This is a genomic window from Mesorhizobium sp. M0862, from assembly GCF_040319795.1.
GTDB lineage: Bacteria > Pseudomonadota > Alphaproteobacteria > Rhizobiales > Rhizobiaceae > Mesorhizobium.
This window is the reverse complement of record NZ_JAMYOJ010000023.1, coordinates 22,034-40,916: the sequence shown is the minus strand read 5'-3', so window position 1 is coordinate 40,916 and position 18,883 is coordinate 22,034. Positions and strand designations below refer to the sequence as shown.

15 protein-coding genes and 1 pseudogene are annotated in these 18,883 nt (G+C 63.8%); all 16 read left to right on the top strand.

Annotated elements, in window-relative coordinates; genetic code table 11:
* Window positions 1-77: 77 nt before the first annotated feature.
* The 16 genes and pseudogenes from NKI15_RS26685 to nifX all read left to right on the top strand — a co-directional run bounded on the left by NKI15_RS26685 (window position 78) and on the right by nifX (window position 18,883).
* On the top strand, window positions 78-1,367 hold the full coding sequence (locus NKI15_RS26685) for a cytochrome P450 (protein ID WP_023829755.1): 1,290 nt from the start codon (window positions 78-80) through the stop codon (window positions 1,365-1,367).
* A 1-nt stretch (window position 1,368) separates the two neighbouring features.
* A pseudogene (locus NKI15_RS26680) lies at window positions 1,369-1,494 on the top strand (ferredoxin); the annotation flags it as partial.
* Window positions 1,495-1,662: 168 nt separating this feature from the next.
* Window positions 1,663-2,505, top strand: a complete 843-nt coding sequence (locus tag NKI15_RS26675; RefSeq protein ID WP_352887535.1) for an SDR family oxidoreductase — start codon at window positions 1,663-1,665, stop codon at window positions 2,503-2,505.
* Window positions 2,505-3,848, top strand: a complete 1,344-nt coding sequence (locus NKI15_RS26670) for a cytochrome P450 (RefSeq protein ID WP_352887445.1) — start codon at window positions 2,505-2,507, stop codon at window positions 3,846-3,848. The genes NKI15_RS26675 and NKI15_RS26670 overlap by 1 nt, the downstream gene beginning before the upstream one ends.
* 121 nt (window positions 3,849-3,969) lie before the next feature.
* Complete coding sequence (locus NKI15_RS26665; RefSeq protein WP_352887443.1) at window positions 3,970-4,971, top strand: polyprenyl synthetase family protein; 1,002 nt, start codon at window positions 3,970-3,972, stop codon at window positions 4,969-4,971.
* A 145-nt stretch (window positions 4,972-5,116) separates the two neighbouring features.
* Complete coding sequence (locus NKI15_RS26660; RefSeq protein ID WP_352887441.1) at window positions 5,117-6,667, top strand: hypothetical protein; 1,551 nt, start codon at window positions 5,117-5,119, stop codon at window positions 6,665-6,667.
* Entirely contained in the window at window positions 6,664-7,566 is a 903-nt protein-coding gene (locus NKI15_RS26655) for a terpene synthase family protein (RefSeq protein WP_352887439.1), read from the top strand. Before NKI15_RS26660 ends, NKI15_RS26655 begins: the two co-directional genes overlap by 4 nt.
* A 28-nt stretch (window positions 7,567-7,594) precedes the next feature.
* A complete protein-coding gene (gene fni, locus NKI15_RS26650; RefSeq protein WP_502898720.1) occupies window positions 7,595-8,698 on the top strand; it encodes a type 2 isopentenyl-diphosphate Delta-isomerase in 1,104 nt (367 codons plus the stop codon).
* A gap of 589 nt (window positions 8,699-9,287) precedes the next feature.
* On the top strand, window positions 9,288-9,614 hold the full coding sequence (locus NKI15_RS26645; protein WP_352887437.1) for a helix-turn-helix domain-containing protein: 327 nt from the start codon (window positions 9,288-9,290) through the stop codon (window positions 9,612-9,614).
* Window positions 9,589-10,845 (top strand): type II toxin-antitoxin system HipA family toxin, encoded by a 1,257-nt coding sequence (locus NKI15_RS26640; protein WP_352887529.1) that lies wholly within the window; start codon window positions 9,589-9,591, stop codon window positions 10,843-10,845. The genes NKI15_RS26645 and NKI15_RS26640 overlap by 26 nt, the downstream gene beginning before the upstream one ends.
* 474 nt (window positions 10,846-11,319) lie before the next feature.
* Window positions 11,320-12,213, top strand: a complete 894-nt coding sequence (gene nifH / locus NKI15_RS26635; protein ID WP_023706403.1) for a nitrogenase iron protein — start codon at window positions 11,320-11,322, stop codon at window positions 12,211-12,213.
* Between the two features lie 98 nt (window positions 12,214-12,311).
* Complete coding sequence (gene nifD / locus NKI15_RS26630) at window positions 12,312-13,814, top strand: nitrogenase molybdenum-iron protein alpha chain (protein WP_352887435.1); 1,503 nt, start codon at window positions 12,312-12,314, stop codon at window positions 13,812-13,814.
* A gap of 126 nt (window positions 13,815-13,940) precedes the next feature.
* Window positions 13,941-15,482, top strand: coding sequence for a nitrogenase molybdenum-iron protein subunit beta (nifK, locus tag NKI15_RS26625; protein WP_352887432.1), 1,542 nt, complete (start codon window positions 13,941-13,943; stop codon window positions 15,480-15,482).
* A gap of 56 nt (window positions 15,483-15,538) precedes the next feature.
* Window positions 15,539-17,029 carry a nitrogenase iron-molybdenum cofactor biosynthesis protein NifE gene (gene nifE, locus NKI15_RS26620; protein ID WP_352887430.1) on the top strand — a complete coding sequence of 497 codons (1,491 nt, stop codon included), beginning with the start codon at window positions 15,539-15,541 and terminating at the stop codon, window positions 17,027-17,029.
* 8 nt (window positions 17,030-17,037) lie between these two features.
* Window positions 17,038-18,420 carry a nitrogenase iron-molybdenum cofactor biosynthesis protein NifN gene (gene nifN / locus NKI15_RS26615; protein WP_352887428.1) on the top strand — a complete coding sequence of 461 codons (1,383 nt, stop codon included), beginning with the start codon at window positions 17,038-17,040 and terminating at the stop codon, window positions 18,418-18,420.
* On the top strand, window positions 18,386-18,883 hold the full coding sequence (nifX, locus tag NKI15_RS26610) for a nitrogen fixation protein NifX (protein WP_352887425.1): 498 nt from the start codon (window positions 18,386-18,388) through the stop codon (window positions 18,881-18,883). Before nifN ends, nifX begins: the two co-directional genes overlap by 35 nt.

Below are 18,883 nucleotides of genomic sequence, written 5' to 3'. Positions count from 1 at the left end.
GAGGAATCGCGATGTCCTCGAATTGCCCGCGCGACTGCCGCGCGCCGATCAGATCAGCCAACCAACAGGTGACCAAGATGGACGTGCAAGAAACCACGGCAGCATGCCGGGACGCCTTCGCCGAACTGGCGTCGCCAGCGTGCATTCAGGACCCGTATCCATTCATGCGGTGGTTGCGCGAGCACGATCCGGTACATCGCGCGGCGTCGGGCCTCTTTCTGTTGAGCCGCCACGCCGACATCTACTGGGCGCTCAAGGCCACGGGCGATGCTTTTCGGGGGCCGGCGCCAGGCGAACTGGCGCGCTATTTCCCGCGTGCGGCGACCAGCCTGTCGCTAAGTCTGCTGGCGTCCACTTTGGCGATGAAGGAACCTCCAACGCATACGCGTCTGCGCCGGCTGATCTCGCGCGATTTCACCATCGGCCAGATCGACAAGCTGAGGCCGGCCATCGCTCGCATTGTCGCAGCGCGCCTGGACGGCATGGCGCCCGCACTGGAGCGCGGGGAGGCAGTGGACCTGCATCAGGAATTCGCGCTGGCCTTGCCCATGCTGGTTTTCGGCGAACTGTTCGGCATGCCCCCGGACGACATTCTCGGGCTCGTCACCGGCATCAGCGCCATTCTGGAAGGCCTGAGCCCGCACGCCAGCGATCCCCAGCTCGCCGCGGCGGACTCGGCCAGCGCCAGGGTTCAGGCCTACTTCGGCGACCTCATACAGCGCAAGCGCTCCGATTCCAGCCACGACATCGTGTCAATGCTGGTCGGCGCACACGACGGCGATGCCGAGATGCTGTCGGATACGGAATTGATCAGCATGCTCTGGGGCATGTTGCTGGGCGGCTTCGCCACCACTGCCGCGGCCATCGGCCATGCTGTCCTGGCGATGCTGGCGTATCCCGAACAGCGGCACTGGCTGAAAGGAGATGCCATGGGGGTAAAGGCATTCGTCGAAGAAGCCCTGCGCTACGACGCGCCCGCCATGTTCAGCTCCATTCCGCGTATCGCCCAGCGCGACATCGAACTGGGCGGCGTGGTGATCCCGAAGAACGCGGACGTGCGCGTTCTGATCGCGGCCGGCAATCGCGACCCGGACGCCTTCGCCGATCCGGACCGCTTCGATCCCGTGCGGTTCTACGGCACCAGTCCTGGGATTTCGATCGACGGGAAGATCATGCTGGCCTTCGGCCACGGCATCCACTTCTGCCTTGGTGCGCAACTGGCCCGGGTGCAGTTGGCCGAGAGCCTGCCGCGGATCCAGGCGCGCTTCCCCACGCTGGCATTGGCCGAGCAGCCGACCCGGGAGCCCTCCGCGTTCCTTAGGACGTTCCGCGCGCTGCCGGTGCGGCTGCATCGGCAGGAGGGCTGAGATGCGCGTCGTGGTCGATCAGGATCTGTGCGGAACTACCGGGCAGTGCGTGCTGACGCTGCCGGGCGCCTTTCGCCAGCGCGAACCGGACGGGGTGGCCGAAGTGTGCGTGGCGACGGTCCCGCAGGCGCTGCACGCCGCCGTGCGGCTTGCGGCCAACCAGTGCCCGGTCGCCGCCATTCGGGTCATCGAAAGCGATGCTGGCCATGACGAGCGCGCCAGCGCGGACCCTGCGCCTTCTCCGGCGCAGGCCGAGCGGCATGCTGCGAAAGAACAATGCAATTCAGGAGACACGATGGCAAGGTTTGAAGGCAAGGTGGCCGTGGTGACCGGCGCCGGCGCCGGCATCGGCAAGGCATGCGCTCTCGCCATCGCGCGCGGGGGCGGCAGAGTGGTGGTGGCCGACATTGATGGCTCGGCGGCCATCGCCTGCACCGCGCAGATCGCGGCCGAAGCAGGCCACGCGCTGCCCATAGTCATGGATATCGCCGATGAGCAGGCGGTGGCAGCGCTGTTCGAGACGGCGGAGCGGCACTTCGGGGGGGTCGACCTGCTGGTGAACAATGCGAGCGCCATGCATCTGACCCCGCGCGACTGCGCGATCCTCGACCTGGACCTGGCAGTCTGGGACCAGACCATGGCGACCAATCTGCGCGGCACGCTGCTCTGCTGCCGGCAGGCCATCCCACGGATGATCGACCGCGGCGGTGGCGCGATCGTCAACATGTCGTCGTGCCAAGGGCTCAGCGGTGACACGGCGCAGACGTCCTACGGCGCGTCGAAGGCGGCGATGAACATGCTCTCGGCTTCGCTCGCCACCCAGTACGGTCATGCGCAGATTCGCTGCAACGCGGTTGCGCCGGGTCTTATCATGACCGAGCGTCTCCTCGCCAAGCTGGACGAGTGCATGCAACGGCATCTGCGCCGGCACCAGCTCCTGCAGCGCGTGGGCCGCCCCGAGGACGTGGCCGCGCTCGTGGCGTTCCTGCTCTCCGCCGATGCTGCGTTCATCACCGGCCAGGTCGTGTGCATCGATGGCGGCATGCTGGCGCATGTGCCGACATACGCCGACGGTGGCAACAGCTGCGCCGCGCGCCCTGCCGGCGACACCGAATCGGCGACGGCGGCGCGCTGCTGATGGACATACTGCTCAACCCACTCAACCGTCGGCACCGGCTGCGATCCGACATTCCGGTCATGCCCGGCGCTTTCCCCCTGGTCGGGCATCTTCCCGCCATTGTCTGCGACCTGCCGCGCCTGCTGCAACGCGCAGAACGGACGCTGGGCAGCCACTTCTGGCTGGATTTCGGCCCTGCCGGACATCTGATGACCTGTGTGGATCCGGACGCATTCTCTCTGCTCAAGCACAAGGACGTGTCCTCGGCGCTGATCGAAGAGATCGCGCCCGAATTGCTTGGCGGAACGTTGGTTGCCCTGGACGGCGGCGCGCACCGGCAGGCGCGCGATGCCATCAAGGCAGCGTTCTTGCCCAAGGGGCTGACCCAGGCCGGGATCGGCGACCTGTTCGCACCGGTCATCCAGGCGCGGGTGCAGGCGTGGCGCGCCCACGGCGAGGTAACCATCCTGCGCGAGACCGGCGACCTGATGCTGAAGCTCATCTTCAGCCTCATGGGAATCCCCGCGAAGGACCTGCCGGGATGGCATCGCAAGTACCGGCAATTGCTGCAGTTGATCATCGCGCCACCGGTCGACCTGCCCGGATTGCCTTTGCGGCGCGGCCGCTCCGCCCGCGACTGGATCGACGCGCAGTTGCGCCGGTTCGTCCGCGATGCGCGCGCGCATGCCGCGCGCACCGGGTTCATCAACGACATGGTGAGCGCTTTTGACAGCAGCGACGGTCCGCTCTCCGATGACGTCCTGGTCGCGAATATTCGCTTGCTGCTGCTTGCCGGTCACGACACCACTGCCTCGACGATGGCCTGGATCGTGATCGAGCTGGCGCGGCAGCCTGTGCTGTGGGACGCCCTGGTCGAGGAGGCGCAACGCGTGGGCGCGGTGCCGACCCGGCACGCGGACCTGGCGCAGTGTCCGCTCGCCGAGGCGCTGTTCCGCGAGACACTGCGCCTGCATCCGGCGACCACGCTCCTGCCGCGTCGCGCGCTGCAGGAATTGCAACTCGGCCAACGGCGCATTCCCGCGGGCACCCACCTATGCATCCCGCTGCTGCATTTCTCGACCTCGGCGCTGCTGCACGAGGCGCCTGATCAGTTCCGCCTGGCGCGGTGGCTGCTACGCACAGAACCGATCCGGCCCGTGGACATGCTGCAGTTCGGTACCGGCCCACACGTCTGCATCGGCTACCACCTGGTATGGCTGGAAATGGTGCAGTTCTGCATCGCCTTGGCGCTGATCATGCACAAGGCCGGGGTGCGGCCGCAGTTGCTGAGCGACGTCGAAAAAGGCCGGCGCTATTACCCGACCGCACATCCGTCCATGGCAATCCGCATAGGCTTCTCATGAGCTGCCGTCGCACGCCCTGTGTGGCAAGGCAGCGGCGCCGGCGGGGCGCGGCATTGCTGCACTCAGCGCACGCACTCGTGTGACGACTTGCGCTCGCCGTGGCCGTCTCAGCTACAAGGACATGAACAACATGCAAACCGGTTCCACAATACACGATGACCGAACTGGCGTTTCCGCATTCGGCGGGTTGGGCGCGCAGGCGCGCGGCGCATCCGGCGGGCTGCTCCCGGAGATCTGGATGCAGGACGGCGCAAAGCGGGTCGAACAGGCGCTGGCGCGTCTGCTCTGCGCCGAAGACGACGGTAAGACAGAGCTGATGGCAGCCATGCGCTACGCCACCTTGCATGGCGGGAAGCGCACCAGAGCCTTGCTCTGTCTGGCTGCCGGCGCACTGGCGGGCACGCCGGCGCACATGCTCGACGACGTCGGCGCCGCCATCGAGATGATGCACGCCTGTACCCTGGTCCACGACGACCTGCCCGCCATGGACGACGACGTGCTTCGCCGCGGCCTTCCGACCGTGCACGTAAAGTTCGGCGAAGCCACTGCGATCCTGGTCGGCGATGCGCTGCAGGCCCACGCCTTCCTGACGCTGGCGAGCCTGGATGCGCCGGGCGACAATCGTATAGCGCTCGTGCGCGAACTGGCGCAGGCGGTGTCCGCCGAGGGTGCCGCAGGCGGGCAGGCCATGGATCTGTCGCTGGTCGGAAAGCACGCCGGGCTGGACAGGATCCTGGCGATGCACCGGATGAAAACCGGAGCGCTAGTGCGCGCGTCGGTTCGCATGGGCGCGCTATACTCCATCACGGAGGATGCCGCGCACGCTGCGCTGTATGCTGCGCTCGATCGCTACACCGCCTGTTTTGGCTTGGCGTTGCAGGTGGCCGACGACATTCTCGACGCGACGGCGAATACCGCGACTCTTGGCAAGACCCCCGGCAAGGACGCGGCCGCGCAGAAGCCGACCTGCGCGTCGATCATGGGGCTGCAGGCAGCGCGCCAGTTCGCGCTATATTTGTTGCACGACGCCGGGGAGGCCATCGCCCCTCTGGGGGCGCGTGCGGAAGGGTTGGCGCAGATGCTGCAGCGGGCCAACGTCTATCTGTCCGGGCCATACGCATGAGCGCGCCCATCTCTAAGAACTCGCCGCTGTGCTGCTGCGATCGGCCGGCGGGCGCTGCATGCTGCACTGTGTCCGTGTCGGCGGCGACGTGCGCGGCGTCTGCCCGTTTCTGTTCTCATTAGCCCTCTGCAGAAGGAACCCCCGCGTGAACGCGCTGTCCGAACAGATCCTTTCCGAATTGCGCCACCTGCTGAGCGAGATGAGCGACGGCGGCAGCGTCGGTCCGTCCGTATACGACACGGCGCGAGCTCTGCAGTTCGACGGCAAAGTCACCGGTCGGCACGACGCATACGCGTGGCTCATTGCGCAGCAACAGGCCGATGGCGGATGGGGAAGTGCGGACTTCCCGCTGTTTCGCCATGCGCCCACGTGGGCGGCGTTGCTGGCGTTGCAGCGTGCCGATCCTCTTCCCGGCGCTGCCGACGCAGTCCAGGGTGCAACCCGATTCCTCGAGCGCCAGCCCGATCCCTACGCGCATGCGGTGCCGGAAGACGCGCCCATCGGCGCGGAGCTGATCCTGCCGCAGTTGTGCGACGAGGCCGCATCCTTGCTGGGCGGCTTGGCGTTTTCGCACCACCCGGCGCTGTTGCCGTTGCGGCAAGCACGCCTGGTCAAGCTGGGGGCTGTGGCGACGTTGCCGAGCGGCCATCCGTTGCTGCACTCCTGGGAAGCCTGGGGGACGTCTTCGGCCACGGCATGCCCGGACGACGACGGCAGCATCGGCATCAGTCCGGCGGCCACCGCCGCGTGGCGTGCGCACGCCGTGACACAGGGGAACACGCCGCACGTCGGGCGCACGGGCGGGTATCTGCAGGCTGCATCGCGGGCGACGCGCACCGGCATCGAAGGTGTCGTTCCCAACGTCTGGCCAATCAATGTGTTCGAGCCATGCTGGTCGCTGTACACCCTGCATCTGGGCGGTCTGTTCGCGCATCCCGCGCTCGCCGAGGCGGTGCAAGTGATCATCGCGCAGCTCGACGCCCGGCTCGGCGTGCGCGGTCTGGGCCCTGCCTTGCACTTCGCGGCCGATGCGGACGACACCGCCGTTGCGTTGTGCGTCCTTAGCCTTGCAGGCCGCGACCCGGCGGCCGACGCGTTGCGCCAGTTCGAAACCGGCGAGCTCTTCGTCACCTTCCCCGGTGAGCGCAATGCCTCGGTGTCGACCAACATCCATGCCCTGCATGCGTTGCGAATGTTGGGAAAACCCGCCGCCGGCACCAGCGCCTACGTCGAGGCCAATCGCAACCCGCACGGTCTATGGGACAACGAAAAATGGCACGTTTCGTGGCTATATCCAACCGCGCATGCGGTCGCTGCGCTCGCGCAAGGCAACCCCCAGTGGCGCGACGAGCGCGCGCTGGCAGCGCTGCTGCAGGCGCAGCGCGACGACGGCGGCTGGGGCGCCGGTCGCGCGTCCACATTCGAGGAAACCGCCTATGCGCTGTTCGCGTTAGACGTGATGGACGGGAGCGAAGAGCCGACCCGGCGCCGGGGCATCGCGCAGGCGGTGGCGCGGGCGCTGAAGTGGATGCTCGCCCGCCACGCGGCGCATTCACTGCCCCAGACGCCGCTGTGGATCGGCAAGGAACTGTATTGCCCGACCCGGGTGGTGCGCGTGGCCGAACTCGCCGGGTTGTGGCTGGCGCTTCGTTGGGGGCGGCGTGTTTCGGCCGAGGGAACAGGAGCCGGGCCATGATCCCGACCCATCGCGCGCTGCAGCAGGTGCTGGAATGGGGGCGTTCCCTGACCGGGTTCACCGACGAGCATGGCGTGGAAGCAGTCCGGGGCGGCCAGTACATCCTGCAGCGCATCCATCCGAGCCTGCGCGACACCAGCGCCCGCACCGGCCGCGATCCGCTGGACGAAACGCTGATCGTGGCGTTCTATCGCGAACTGGCGCTGCTGTTCTGGCTGGACGATTGCAACGACCTTGGCCTGATCGCGCCGGAGCAGCTCGCCGCGGTGGAGCAGGCGCTGGGGCAGGGCGTGGCGTGCGCGCTACCAGGATTCGAGGGCTGTGCTGTGCTGCGCGCTTCGCTCGCCGCGCTCGCCTACGATCGTCGCGACTATGCCCAGCTTCTCGAGGATACCCGGTGCTACTGCGCGGCGCTGCGCACCGGACACGCGCAGGCGGTAGGGGCGGAGCGATGGTCCTACGCCGAGTACTTGCAGAACGGCGTTGACTCGATCGCCTACACGAACGTGTTCTGTTGCCTGTCGTTGCTGTGGGGGCTGGACATGGCGACCTTGCGCGCGCATCCGGCGTTTCGCCAGGTCCTGCGGCTCATCTCCGCGATAGGGCGCTTGCAGAACGATCTGCATGGACGCGAAAAGGATAGGTCGGCCGGCGAGGCCGACAACGCGGCGATCCTGCTGCTGCAGCGCTATCCGGCCATGCCTGTCGTGGAGTTCCTCAAGGACGAGCTGGTCGGCCACACACGCATGCTGCACCGGGTGATGGCGCAAGAACGCTTTCCCCCGCCGTGGGGACCGCTGATCGAAGCCATGGCGGCCATCCGCGTGCAGTACTACCAGACCTCAAACAGTCGCTACCGCAGCGACGCTGCGGGGGCAGCCCAGCGTGCGCCGGCCTGAACGAGCGGAAAACGGCGGCGTGCGCCCGCTGCCGTCGGTCCGACCCGACGCAACGCCGTCGCCCGATGACGCGGATGGATCGAGCATCAGCGACACCAAGTTGAGCCGGCGCAAGGACGACCATCTGGACATAGTGCTGAATCGGCGAACGGCACGGGCCAAGGCCGCCGGCTGGGAGTACATCCGTTTCGAACACTGCGCATTGCCCGAGTTGGATCTGACGCAGATCGACCTGAGCGCCTCGCTGCTGGGCAAGACCATGCGCGCGCCGCTGCTGATCAGCTCCATGACCGGCGGCATGCCACGCGCCGAGGCCATCAACCGGCATCTAAGCGAGGCAGCGCAAGCCTTGGGGATTGCCATGTGCGTAGGATCGCAGCGCGTGAGCCTGCAATCCCGCAACTCACAAGGGCTGACGCTCGCGCTGCGCCGCCATGCCCCAGACGTTCCCTTGCTGGCCAATATCGGCGCCGCGCAACTGCGTGAGGCCGACGGCCTGGACCTGGCGCGCCGGGCGGTGGATGCACTGGAGGCCGATGGACTCATCGTCCATCTCAATCCGCTGCAGGAAGCGGTACAGCCGGAGGGCGACCGCGACTGGCGCGGCGTCCTGGCCCAGATCGCTCGCGCCGCGCGCAGCATGGGGGTGCCGATCGTGGCCAAGGAAGTGGGGTCGGGCCTCTCTGCCTCGGTGGCTTGTGCGCTCGTTCAGGCGGGCGTGGCCGTGATCGATGTCGCCGGCGCCGGCGGCACCAGTTGGGCCGCGGTGGAGGGCGAGCGGGCCCCCGATGCCGCCGACCGTACAGTCGCGATGGCGTTCGCCGATTGGGGGATCCCGACCCCGGCCAGCGTGCAGGCGGTACGTCGGGCGCTGCCAGCGGTGAAGCTGATCGCGTCGGGCGGGGTCAGCGACGGCGTCGACGTGGCCAAGGCTATCCGCCTGGGCGCGGACATCGCCGGGCAGGCAGCCGGCGTGCTGCGCGCGGCTACGGTATCCACCGAGGCCGTTGTCGCGCATTTCGAGATCGTCATCCGCCAGTTGGCCGTCGCCTGCTTCTGCACCGGCTCGGCTGATCTGGTGGCGTTGCGTCAGGCGCGCTTGTTGCCCTCGGCGCACCTGCCCACCGGTTGACGCCGGCGGCGCCCGTACGTGCGGCGGGCGCCTAGTCTTACTGAGTCAGAGAGTCTCGGACGCGGGGGATTCGCGCTGGTCGCGGATTTGTTCGGGTGCTGCTTCGTGATCAGGGAGTCGCCCCGCCATGCCGGACTGGACAGCCGAGAGTGAAGCTGTATTCGAAGGCTATGTCGATGCTTTGATCAGGGCGATCGGTCACGCCGACCGAGCCGAGCCCCTGAAGGGGTCGGAACATGGTGCGCCGGGAGGCCGGCAGGGAGTAGATGGTGCAAATCCATTGCAATAAAGGAGTCGCGATCCACATTGACCCCGAGTCAGCGCGGTCGGCCGTATGAACGAGAAGAGGGAACCGATTTCAGCCGCCGGACCCGCCTTGATTTAACATTTCGAATTTCGGAGCGCTGATCGGGCGCTAATTTCGGACGGCGTCCACCGTCGGGCGGCGCTAAATGCAGGATAATTGATCTCTTTTCGTGTCATAGAGCTGATGCATGATACTCGAACAGATCGTAACGTGTTGACTCGATCGCTGGATAAGGTACTCTGCCATATCATCTAGCATTGGAATGGATCGTTTACGTATCATATGGACTCTCAATCGGAAGTTCTGCGCGAAATCGGTGGATTTTTCAGGCAGGCGAGGCTGGCCGCTGCCATGACGCAGGAGCAGGTCGCTGACTTGGCGGGTATATCCCGTCCCCGATATCGCGACATCGAAAAGGGAGCCGCAGCGGCGCGTGCGACGACCCTCATGAATATCGCTCGCGCGCTCGGTCTGGAAATGATGCTGGTTCCGCAAGTCATGGTGCCGGCTGTCCAGGCTCTATTGCGTCCGCATGATGATGACGATCGACCCGCCTTTGTTTCTCAACCTGACGATGACGATCATGCCTCCAGTCTTTCGCGCACCTAAGACGATCCCGTCGCTGGACGTGCTCTTGAACGCAGTGAAGATCGGCACGATCGTCAGGACGCCGGGCGATTTCAATGCATTCAACTTCGATGAGGCCTACCGCGCGACGGGCGGCTTTCCGGTTTTCAGCCTGTCGTTCCGGGCAGCGACGGGAGGATTGCGGAAAGATCCGAAGCCTCTGGCAAGCGCCTTGCCCGCTTTCTTCGCGAACCTCCTGCCCGAGGAGAAATTGCGCGAGGCGATGGAAAGGCACCACGAAGGCAATGTGCGGCCAGGCAATGATTTCGACCTTTTAGCGGCACTGGGCGCCGATCTGCCGGGAGCCGTACGGGCGTTGCCCAGTGACGGCGCGATAGCGGTTTCGAAGGACGCTTCAAAGGATCAGCCCAAGGCACGGTTCTCGCTTGCCGGCGTGCAGATGAAGCTGTCGGTCATGAAGAACATTGGAAAAGGCGGCGGCCTTACCTTGCCGATGGACGACGAGCAGGGCCGGTACATTGCCAAGTTCCCTTCGACGGCCTTTCCGGGCGTTTCCGAGAACGAATTCGCCAACCTGGCGCTGGCAGCAGCAATCGGCATGGACGTTCCTGAATGCGAACTGGTCGAGAAGTCCGATTTTGACGGCGTTCCCGAAGAATTCAACACGCTGTCTGACGGCAAGGTCCTTCTCGTCAAACGCTTCGATCGCGGCGCCGGTGGCGAGAGGATACACATCGAGGATTTCGCTCAGGTCTTCGGTATCTACCCCTCGCGCAAATATGAGGGGGCTGCTTATCACGACATAGCCTTGGCTCTTGGCGTGGCCGTCTCGCCTACGGCGGCTCTCGCGTTCGTCCGCCGCCTGGCACTGACCGCCATTACTGGCAATGGCGACATGCACCTGAAGAACTGGTCTTTGATCTATCCCGATAACGGCGACAAGCCGGCGCTTGCACCAATCTACGACCTCCTGTCCACCGTGCCATATATTCCCGCCGACGCCATGGCGCTGTCGCTTGGAGGAGAGCGCTCGTTTAAGGCGCTAGCAGCACCGCGATGGAAAGCATTTGCGAACCGTGCACGGCTTCCGGAGCCAGCAGTCCTGAAGGCAGTGGTCGAGACGGTCAAACTCGTCAACGAACACTGGTGGCATCTGCCTGAGCGTGATGTCGTCGCAGCGAAAGTGCTCGAGCGGATCGACGAACATGTGAAGGCGATGACGCCGATACTGAACTCCTGCGCCGAGAAGTAAACCGAGTCCCTCGGGTTGATATAGCGGAACTATTCGCCCGTGCCCCGGATGAGTGGCCGTGGATCGGTGGCATGCTAGGATCGCGCGCAAAAGTCGGCGGAGTGTCCACTTGGACACGCGTTGAGCAAGCACGTCAGCTCGCGGGCACAGAAGAGTTCGCAGCATCCCGCAGAGGGTCGAGATGCTGTTCATCCACCTCAATACAACGATGCGGTTCAACCGAATGCGGTGACTGAGGATCGCGATCCGACGCTTTGTGTCGCCAATGTCGCGTCCGCTACACGGGCTGTTCCGACGATCCTTTCTTGGAACTCAAGCTAAACCCCTGAAAAGCAACCATGAAATTATTCTTCGGTTGGATCAGCCAAATTGGCATGAGTCTTGAGATCCTTGGGTGCGAGGCGGCTACAGCTGCCCGACCGGCATTCAAGTCGCGGCAGCCGCGATGAATGGGAACGAAGGAAGGAAAGCTACATGTCAGGTTTGCGTCAGATCGCCTTTTACGGCAAGGGCGGCATCGGCAAGTCCACCACCTCCCAAAATACGCTCGCCGCCCTGGTCGACCTCGGGCAGAGAATCCTCATCGTCGGCTGCGACCCCAAAGCCGACTCCACCCGCCTGATCCTGAACGCGAAGGCGCAAGATACGGTCCTGCATCTCGCGGCAGAGGAAGGTTCGGTGGAAGACCTGGAACTCGCGGACGTGCTCAAGGTCGGCTACAAAGGCATCAAATGCGTGGAGTCGGGCGGCCCTGAGCCGGGTGTCGGCTGCGCCGGCCGCGGCGTGATCACCTCGATCAACTTCCTCGAGGAGAACGGTGCCTACGACGATGTCGACTATGTCTCCTACGACGTGCTCGGGGATGTGGTGTGCGGCGGTTTCGCGATGCCGATCCGCGAGAACAAGGCCCAGGAAATCTATATCGTCATGTCCGGCGAGATGATGGCGCTCTATGCCGCCAACAACATCGCCAAGGGCATCCTGAAATACGCCCATTCGGGCGGCGTGCGGCTCGGCGGCCTGATCTGCAACGAGCGCCAAACCGACCGCGAGCTCGACCTCGCCGAAGCGCTGGCTTCCAGGCTCAATTCCAAGCTTATCCACTTTGTGCCGCGCGACAACATCGTCCAGCACGCCGAGCTCAGGAAGATGTCTGTGATCCAGTATGCGCCGGACTCCAAGCAGGCCGGGGAATACAGGGCGCTGGCCGAGAAGATCCATGGCAATTCGGGCCAGGGCACCATCCCGACCCCGATCACCATGGAGGAGCTCGAGGACATGCTGCTCGACTTCGGCATCATGAAGACGGACGAGCAGATGCTTGCCGAGCTTCAGGTCAAGGAAGCGGCTAAGGCGGCCGCACAGTAGCGACCGCTGCCGACACGAGGCGCCGCCTGATCTGGTGCGTCTTTCAAAGAACGGCGCCTCGTCGGTGAGGCGTCACCCTGAACCTTGAAAGGGGTCCCATGAGCCTGGAATACGAGAATGACGGTGGCCTCCATGCGAGGCTTATCGAGGAAGTGCTGTCGCAATATCCTGACAAGTCGGCGAAGCGCCGCAAAAAGCACCTCAGCGTCGCAAAAAGCGGCGACGAGGCTGGCGAGGAAAGCGAGGTCCTTTCCGAATGCGAGGTCAAATCGAACATCAAGTCCATCCCCGGCGTGATGACAATTCGCGGCTGCGCCTATGCCGGCTCGAAAGGCGTGGTGTGGGGTCCAGTCAAGGATATGGTCCATATCTCGCACGGCCCGGTCGGCTGCGGGCAATATTCCTGGTCTCAGCGCCGCAACTACTACGTCGGCACGACCGGCATCGATACGTTCGTCACCATGCAGTTCACCTCCGATTTCCAGGAGAAGGACATTGTTTTCGGCGGCGACAAGAAGCTCGAACGGATCATCGACGAGATCGAGGAACTGTTTCCGCTGAACAAGGGCATGACTGTGCAATCCGAATGCCCGATTGGCCTGATTGGCGACGACACCGAAGCTGTGTCCCGCAACAAGGCCAAGGAGCACGAAAAGACAATCGTGCCGGTGCGCTGCGAGGGCTTCCGCGGCGTCTCGCAATCCCTCGGCCACCACATCGCCAACGACGCGATCCGCGACTGGGTGTTCGAGAAGAAGGATCTCGAGTTCGAGGCCGGCCCGTACGATGTCAATGTGGTCGGCGACTATAATATCGGCGGCGACGCTTGGGCTTCGCGCATCCTGCTCGAGGAGATGGGTCTGCGCGTGGTCGGCAACTGGTCGGGCGACGCTACGCTGGCCGAAATAGAGCGAGCGCCAAAGGCGAAACTCAATCTCATCCATTGCTACAGGTCGATGAACTACATTTGCCGGCACATGGAGGAAAAGTATGGCATCGCCTGGATGGAGTACAATTTCTTCGGTCCCTCCCAGACCGAAGTCTCTCTGCGCAAGATAGCCAATTACTTCGGGCCGGAAATCGAGGCCAAGGCCGAGGCGGTCATCGCCAAATACCGGCCGCTGGTCGAAGCGGTCATAGCCAAGTACCGGCCGCGCCTCGAAGGCAGGACGGTGATGCTCTATGTCGGCGGGCTGCGCCCCCGTCACGTCGTCACGGCATATGAGGACCTCGGCATGGTGATCGTCGGCACTGGCTACGAATTTGGCCATAACGACGACTATCAGCGCACCGGCCACTACGTGAAGAAGGGCACACTGATCTATGACGACGTGACTGGTTACGAGCTGGAGAAGTTCATCGAGGGGATCCGTCCTGATCTCGTGGGCTCCGGCATCAAAGAAAAGTACCCGGTCCAGAAGATGGGCATACCGTTCCGTCAAATGCATTCCTGGGATTATTCCGGCCCGTATCATGGCTACGACGGGTTCGCCATCTTCGCGCGCGATATGGATCTGGCCATCAACAACCCGGTCTGGAACCTCTACGACGCCCCCTGGAAGAAAAAAGCCGAGCCGTCGGCGGCGATCGCAGCCGAATGAAACCCTGGCCTCCCGGAAGCCGGGAGGCCGTTTAACGCCTGTGGCCCTTTGTCCGCGGGAGACCTGAAACGTTTCGACGTCCCTGTGCCGCCGTATGGCGGGGCCAGATGGAAAGAGGTACCACCCATGCCGCAGTCGGCTGAAAAAGTTCTTGACCACGCCCCCCTGTTCCGCGAGCCGGAATACAGGCAGATGCTCGCCGAGAAGAGGCTGAATTTCGAATGTCCTCACCCGGACCAGATCGTTACCGACCAAGGCGAATTCACCAAGACGTGGGAATACCGCGAAAAGAACCTTGCTCGCGAAGCCCTGGTCGTGAACCCCGCCAAGGCCTGCCAGCCGCTCGGCGCGGTGTTCGCGGCCGCAGGCTTCGAGCGAACCATGTCCTTCGTCCACGGCAGCCAGGGCTGCGTCGCCTATTACCGCTCGCACCTGTCGCGCCATTTCAAGGAGCCTGCTTCGGCGGTTTCCTCCTCGATGACCGAGGACGCGGCAGTGTTCGGCGGCCTGAAGAACCTGGTCGATGGGCTCGCCAACACGTACCAACTCTACGGCCCGAAGATGATCGCCGTCTCGACCACTTGTATGGCGGAGGTCATTGGCGACGATCTGCACAGCTTCATCGAGAACGCCAAGGACGAAGGCTCGGTCCCGCGCGACTTCGACGTGCCTTTCGCCCACACGCCGGCCTTCGTCGGCAGCCATGTCGACGGCTATGACGTTACGGTCAAGGGCATTTTGGAGCATTTCTGGAAAGGGGAGGAGCGAACGGAAGCCGAGGGGACCATCAACGTCATTCCGGGCTTCGACGGATTCTGTGTTGGCAACAACCGGGAACTCAAGCGCCTGCTCGACCTGATAGGCGTATCCTACACCTTCATCCAAGACGCCTCTGACCAGTTCGACACGCCGTCCGACGGCGAATACCGCATGTATGACGGCGGCACGAAGATCGAAGACGTGAGGAAGGCACTCAACGCCGAGGCGACGCTGTCGCTGCAGCATTACAACACCCGAAAAACACTGGAGTATTGCGAGGGGGTGGGGCAGGCGACGTCCTCGTTCCATTACCCGCTCGGAGTCCAGGCAACCGACGACTTCCTCGTGGAGGTCTCCGCGATTTCCGGCAAGCAAATCCCCGAGGCAATCCGCCTGGAGCGCGGCCGACTTGTTGACGCCATGGCGGACAGCCAATCCTGGCTGCACGGTAAGAAATACGCCATTTACGGCGATCCGGACTTTGTCTACGCCATGGCCCGCTTCATCATGGAGACGGGCGGCGAGCCGACCCATTGCCTTGCCACCAACGGCACCTCGGCATGGGAAGCGGAGTTGAAGGAACTGCTTGCATCATCGCCCTTCGGCAAGGATGCTCAAGTCTGGGCGGGCAAGGACCTCTGGGCGATGCGCTCGCTGCTCTTCACCGAGCCGGTGGACCTGCTGATCGGCAACTCCTATGGCAAGTATCTGGAGCGCGACACCCGCACGCCGCTGATCCGGCTGACGTTTCCGATCTTCGATCGCCACCATCACCATCGGTTTGCGCTGATGGGCTACCAAGGCGGGTTGCGCGTGCTGACGACGATCCTCGACAAGATCTTCGACAAGCTCGATCGCGAGACAAGCGAGACGGGCGTGACGGACTATTCGTATGACCTCACCCGCTAAGCTTGACCGTCGGCTTTGGCCGGTCATCTTCCCGAGGGACTTTGGAGACCGACGCAATGTCCTTGCTCAGAGCCAAAATCCAGGATGTCTTCAACGAGCCTGGCTGCGAAAAGAACCGCGGCAAGGATGCCAAGGCGCGCAAGGAGGGCTGTTCGAAGCCACTGACCCCCGGGGCGGCGGCCGGCGGCTGTGCCTTCGATGGCGCCAAGATCGTGCTGCAGCCGATCACCGACGTTGCGCATTTGATCCATGCGCCGCTCGCCTGCGAGGGCAATTCCTGGGACAACCGCGGTGCGGCTTCGTCCGGGCCAGCCCTGTGGCGCACAAGCTTCACGACCGACCTCACCGAACTCGATGTCGTGATGGGGCAGGGCGAGCGGAAGCTTTTCAAAGCGATCCTCGAGATCAAGGAAGCGTATGGGCCGCCGGCTATCTTCGTTTATCCGACCTGCGTGACGGCGCTGATCGGCGACGACATCGAGGCCGTGTGCAAGCGCGCTGCGGAAAAGTTCGGCTTGGCCGTTGTACCGGTCAATTCGCCGGGCTTCGTCGGCTCCAAGAATCTCGGCAACAAGCTTGCCGGCGAGACGTTGCTCGAGCATGTCATCGGCACGGTCGAGCCCGACGATGCCGGCCCTTACGACATCAACATTCTTGGCGAATTCAACCTCTCGGGCGAATTCTGGCTGGTGAAGCCGCTGCTGGATCGGCTCGGGATCCGGGTGCGCGCCTGCATTCCGGGTGACGCCCGTTACGTCGACATTGCCTGCGCGCACCGCGCCCGGGCGGCTATGGTGGCGTGCTCGACCGCGCTCATCAATCTCGCCCGCAAAATGGACGAGCGCTGGGACATCCCGTTTTTCGAGGGCTCCTTCTACGGCATCACCGATACCTCGGATGCACTCCGGAACATAGCTGAGCTGCTCGTGAAGCAGGGTGCCGATCCGGAGATCCTCGGCCGCACCGAGCTATTGATTGCAGAGGAAGAGGCGATCGCCTGGAAGAAGCTAGCCGCCTACCGGCCGAGGCTCGAAGGCAAGCGCGTGCTGCTCAACACCGGCGGCGTGAAGTCCTGGTCGGTCGTCCATGCGCTGATGGAGATCGGGATCGAGATCGTCGGCACCTCTGTCAAGAAGTCGACCGTCGAAGACAAAGAGCGGGTCAAGCAGATCCTCAAGGACGACAACCATATATTCGAGCAGATGGCAGCGCGCGAGCTTTACACCATGCTCTCCGAACACAAGGCCGATATCCTGCTATCAGGCGGGCGCACGCAATTCGTCGCTCTGAAGGCCAAGACACCCTGGCTCGATATCAACCAGGAGCGCCAACACCCTTACGCCGGCTATGACGGCATGGTGGAACTCGTACGCCAGATCGACCTGGCCATTCAAAACCCCATCTGGTGCCAGGTACGCGAGCCGGCACCATGGGATTGCCAGCCTGCGGTGAGGGAGGAACTGCCGCGCACGAAAAGCGAGACCGTGACCTTGCATGCTGTCCAGGAATTCTCCGGCACGACGGCCGCTGATTTCGGCGAGTGTTGAGGAAGCCAATGGGCCGCATCCTTCCCCAGACCAAAGCGGCAGCGGTCAATCCGCTGAAGTCATCGCAGCCGCTGGGTGCCGCCTTGGCCTTTCTTGGCGTCGACGGCGCGATGCCGTTGTTCCACGGCAGCCAGGGGTGCACCAGCTTCGCGCTCGTGCTCTTCGTGCGACATTTCAAGGAAGCCATCCCCTTGCAGACCACGGCGATGGACGAGGTGGCGACGATCCTTGGCGGGGCAGACCATCTGGAAGAGGCGATCCTCAACCTCAAGGCCCGCACAAAGCCAACGCTGATCGGGGTCTGCACGACGGCGCTGGTGGAAACCCGGGGCGAAGACTGCGCAGGAGATATCGCCAATATCAGGCTGAAGCGCACGGAAGAACTCGCAGGTACGGAGGTGGTGCTGGCCAACACACCGGATTTCGATGGCGCGATCGAAGAGGGCTGGGCCAAGGCTGTCACAGCGATGATCGAAAGGATTACGCGGCCCGGCGAGCAGGCGCGGCAGTCGAAGAAGATCGTGATCCTGCCTGGCTGGAACCTCACTGTGGCTGATATCGAGCATTTGCGTGAGATGGTTGAAAGCTTTGGACTGAAGCCGGTGATTCTGCCGGACGTCTCCGGCTCGCTCGACGGTACGGTGCCCAACCGCTGGGTCACCACCACCTATGGCGGCACCAGTGTCGAGGATATCCGCGAGCTTGGCACGGCCGAGCAATGCATCGTCATCGGTGAGCATATGCGCCGCCCGGCCGAGCTGCTGCAGAGGTTGACCGGCGTGCCATACGTGCTGTTCCGGTCGCTGACTGGATTGAAGGATGCCGACCGGTTCGTCTCGCTGCTGTCCGCGGTTTCGGGCGAGGCGGCGCCGGCTGGGGTGCGACGTCACCGGGCGCAGTTGCAGGACGCGTTGCTCGACGGACATTTCCACTTTGGAGGCAAGAAAATTGCGATCGCTGCAGAACCAGACCAACTCTACCAACTCGCGAGCTTCTTCACCGGCATGGGCTCCGAAATCGCGGCGGCCGTCACAACGGCCGCTATGTCGAAAATTCTGGAGGAAGTACCGGCGCAGTCGGTTCAAATTGGCGATCTCGGCGATTTGGAAGCTCTTGGCGCCGGCGCTGATCTTTTCGTTACTCATTCCCACGGCCGCCAGGCGGCGCAGCGCCTCGGCATTCCGCTCATGCGGGTCGGCTTCCCGATCTTCGACCGGCTCGGCAGCCAGCACAAGCTCACAATCCTCTACCAGGGGACCCGCGACCTGATCTTCGAGGTTGCCAACATTTTTGAAGCCAACCGGCACGCGCCAACGCCTGAGGCGCTTGATCCACTCCGTAAGCGAGAAATCCCAGATGAGCTCCGTTCGTCGCCTCTCGCTCGTCACTGACGAGGTTCGCGCACCGGCGCCGAAACGCCAAGCCGGCGCATTGCGCGTGGCAATCGCCACGCAGGACATGAAGAACCTCAACGCCCATTTCGGGTCGGCCAGGCGCTTTGCTGTCTACGACGTGATGCGCGAGGAGTGGAATCTCGTCGAAGCCGTGGCCTTCGACGACGTTTCCGACGAGAGCGGGAAGCACCGAACCGAGGGCGATGACCGCATCACCCCGAAGGTGGAGGCGCTGAAGGGCTGTCATCTCCTGTTTTGTCTGGCGATCGGCGGACCTTCGGCAGCCAAACTTGTTTCCGCAAAGATCCATCCGATCAAAGTGCCGCAGCCCCAGACCATCCAAGAGGTGCTGTTGCGCACGCAGATGATGCTCAGGACGTGTCCTCCCCCTTGGCTGCGCAAGGTGCTGGCGCAGGCAGGTGTCGCTGAACAGAAACCCTCCTTAGAGGACGAAAGCTGA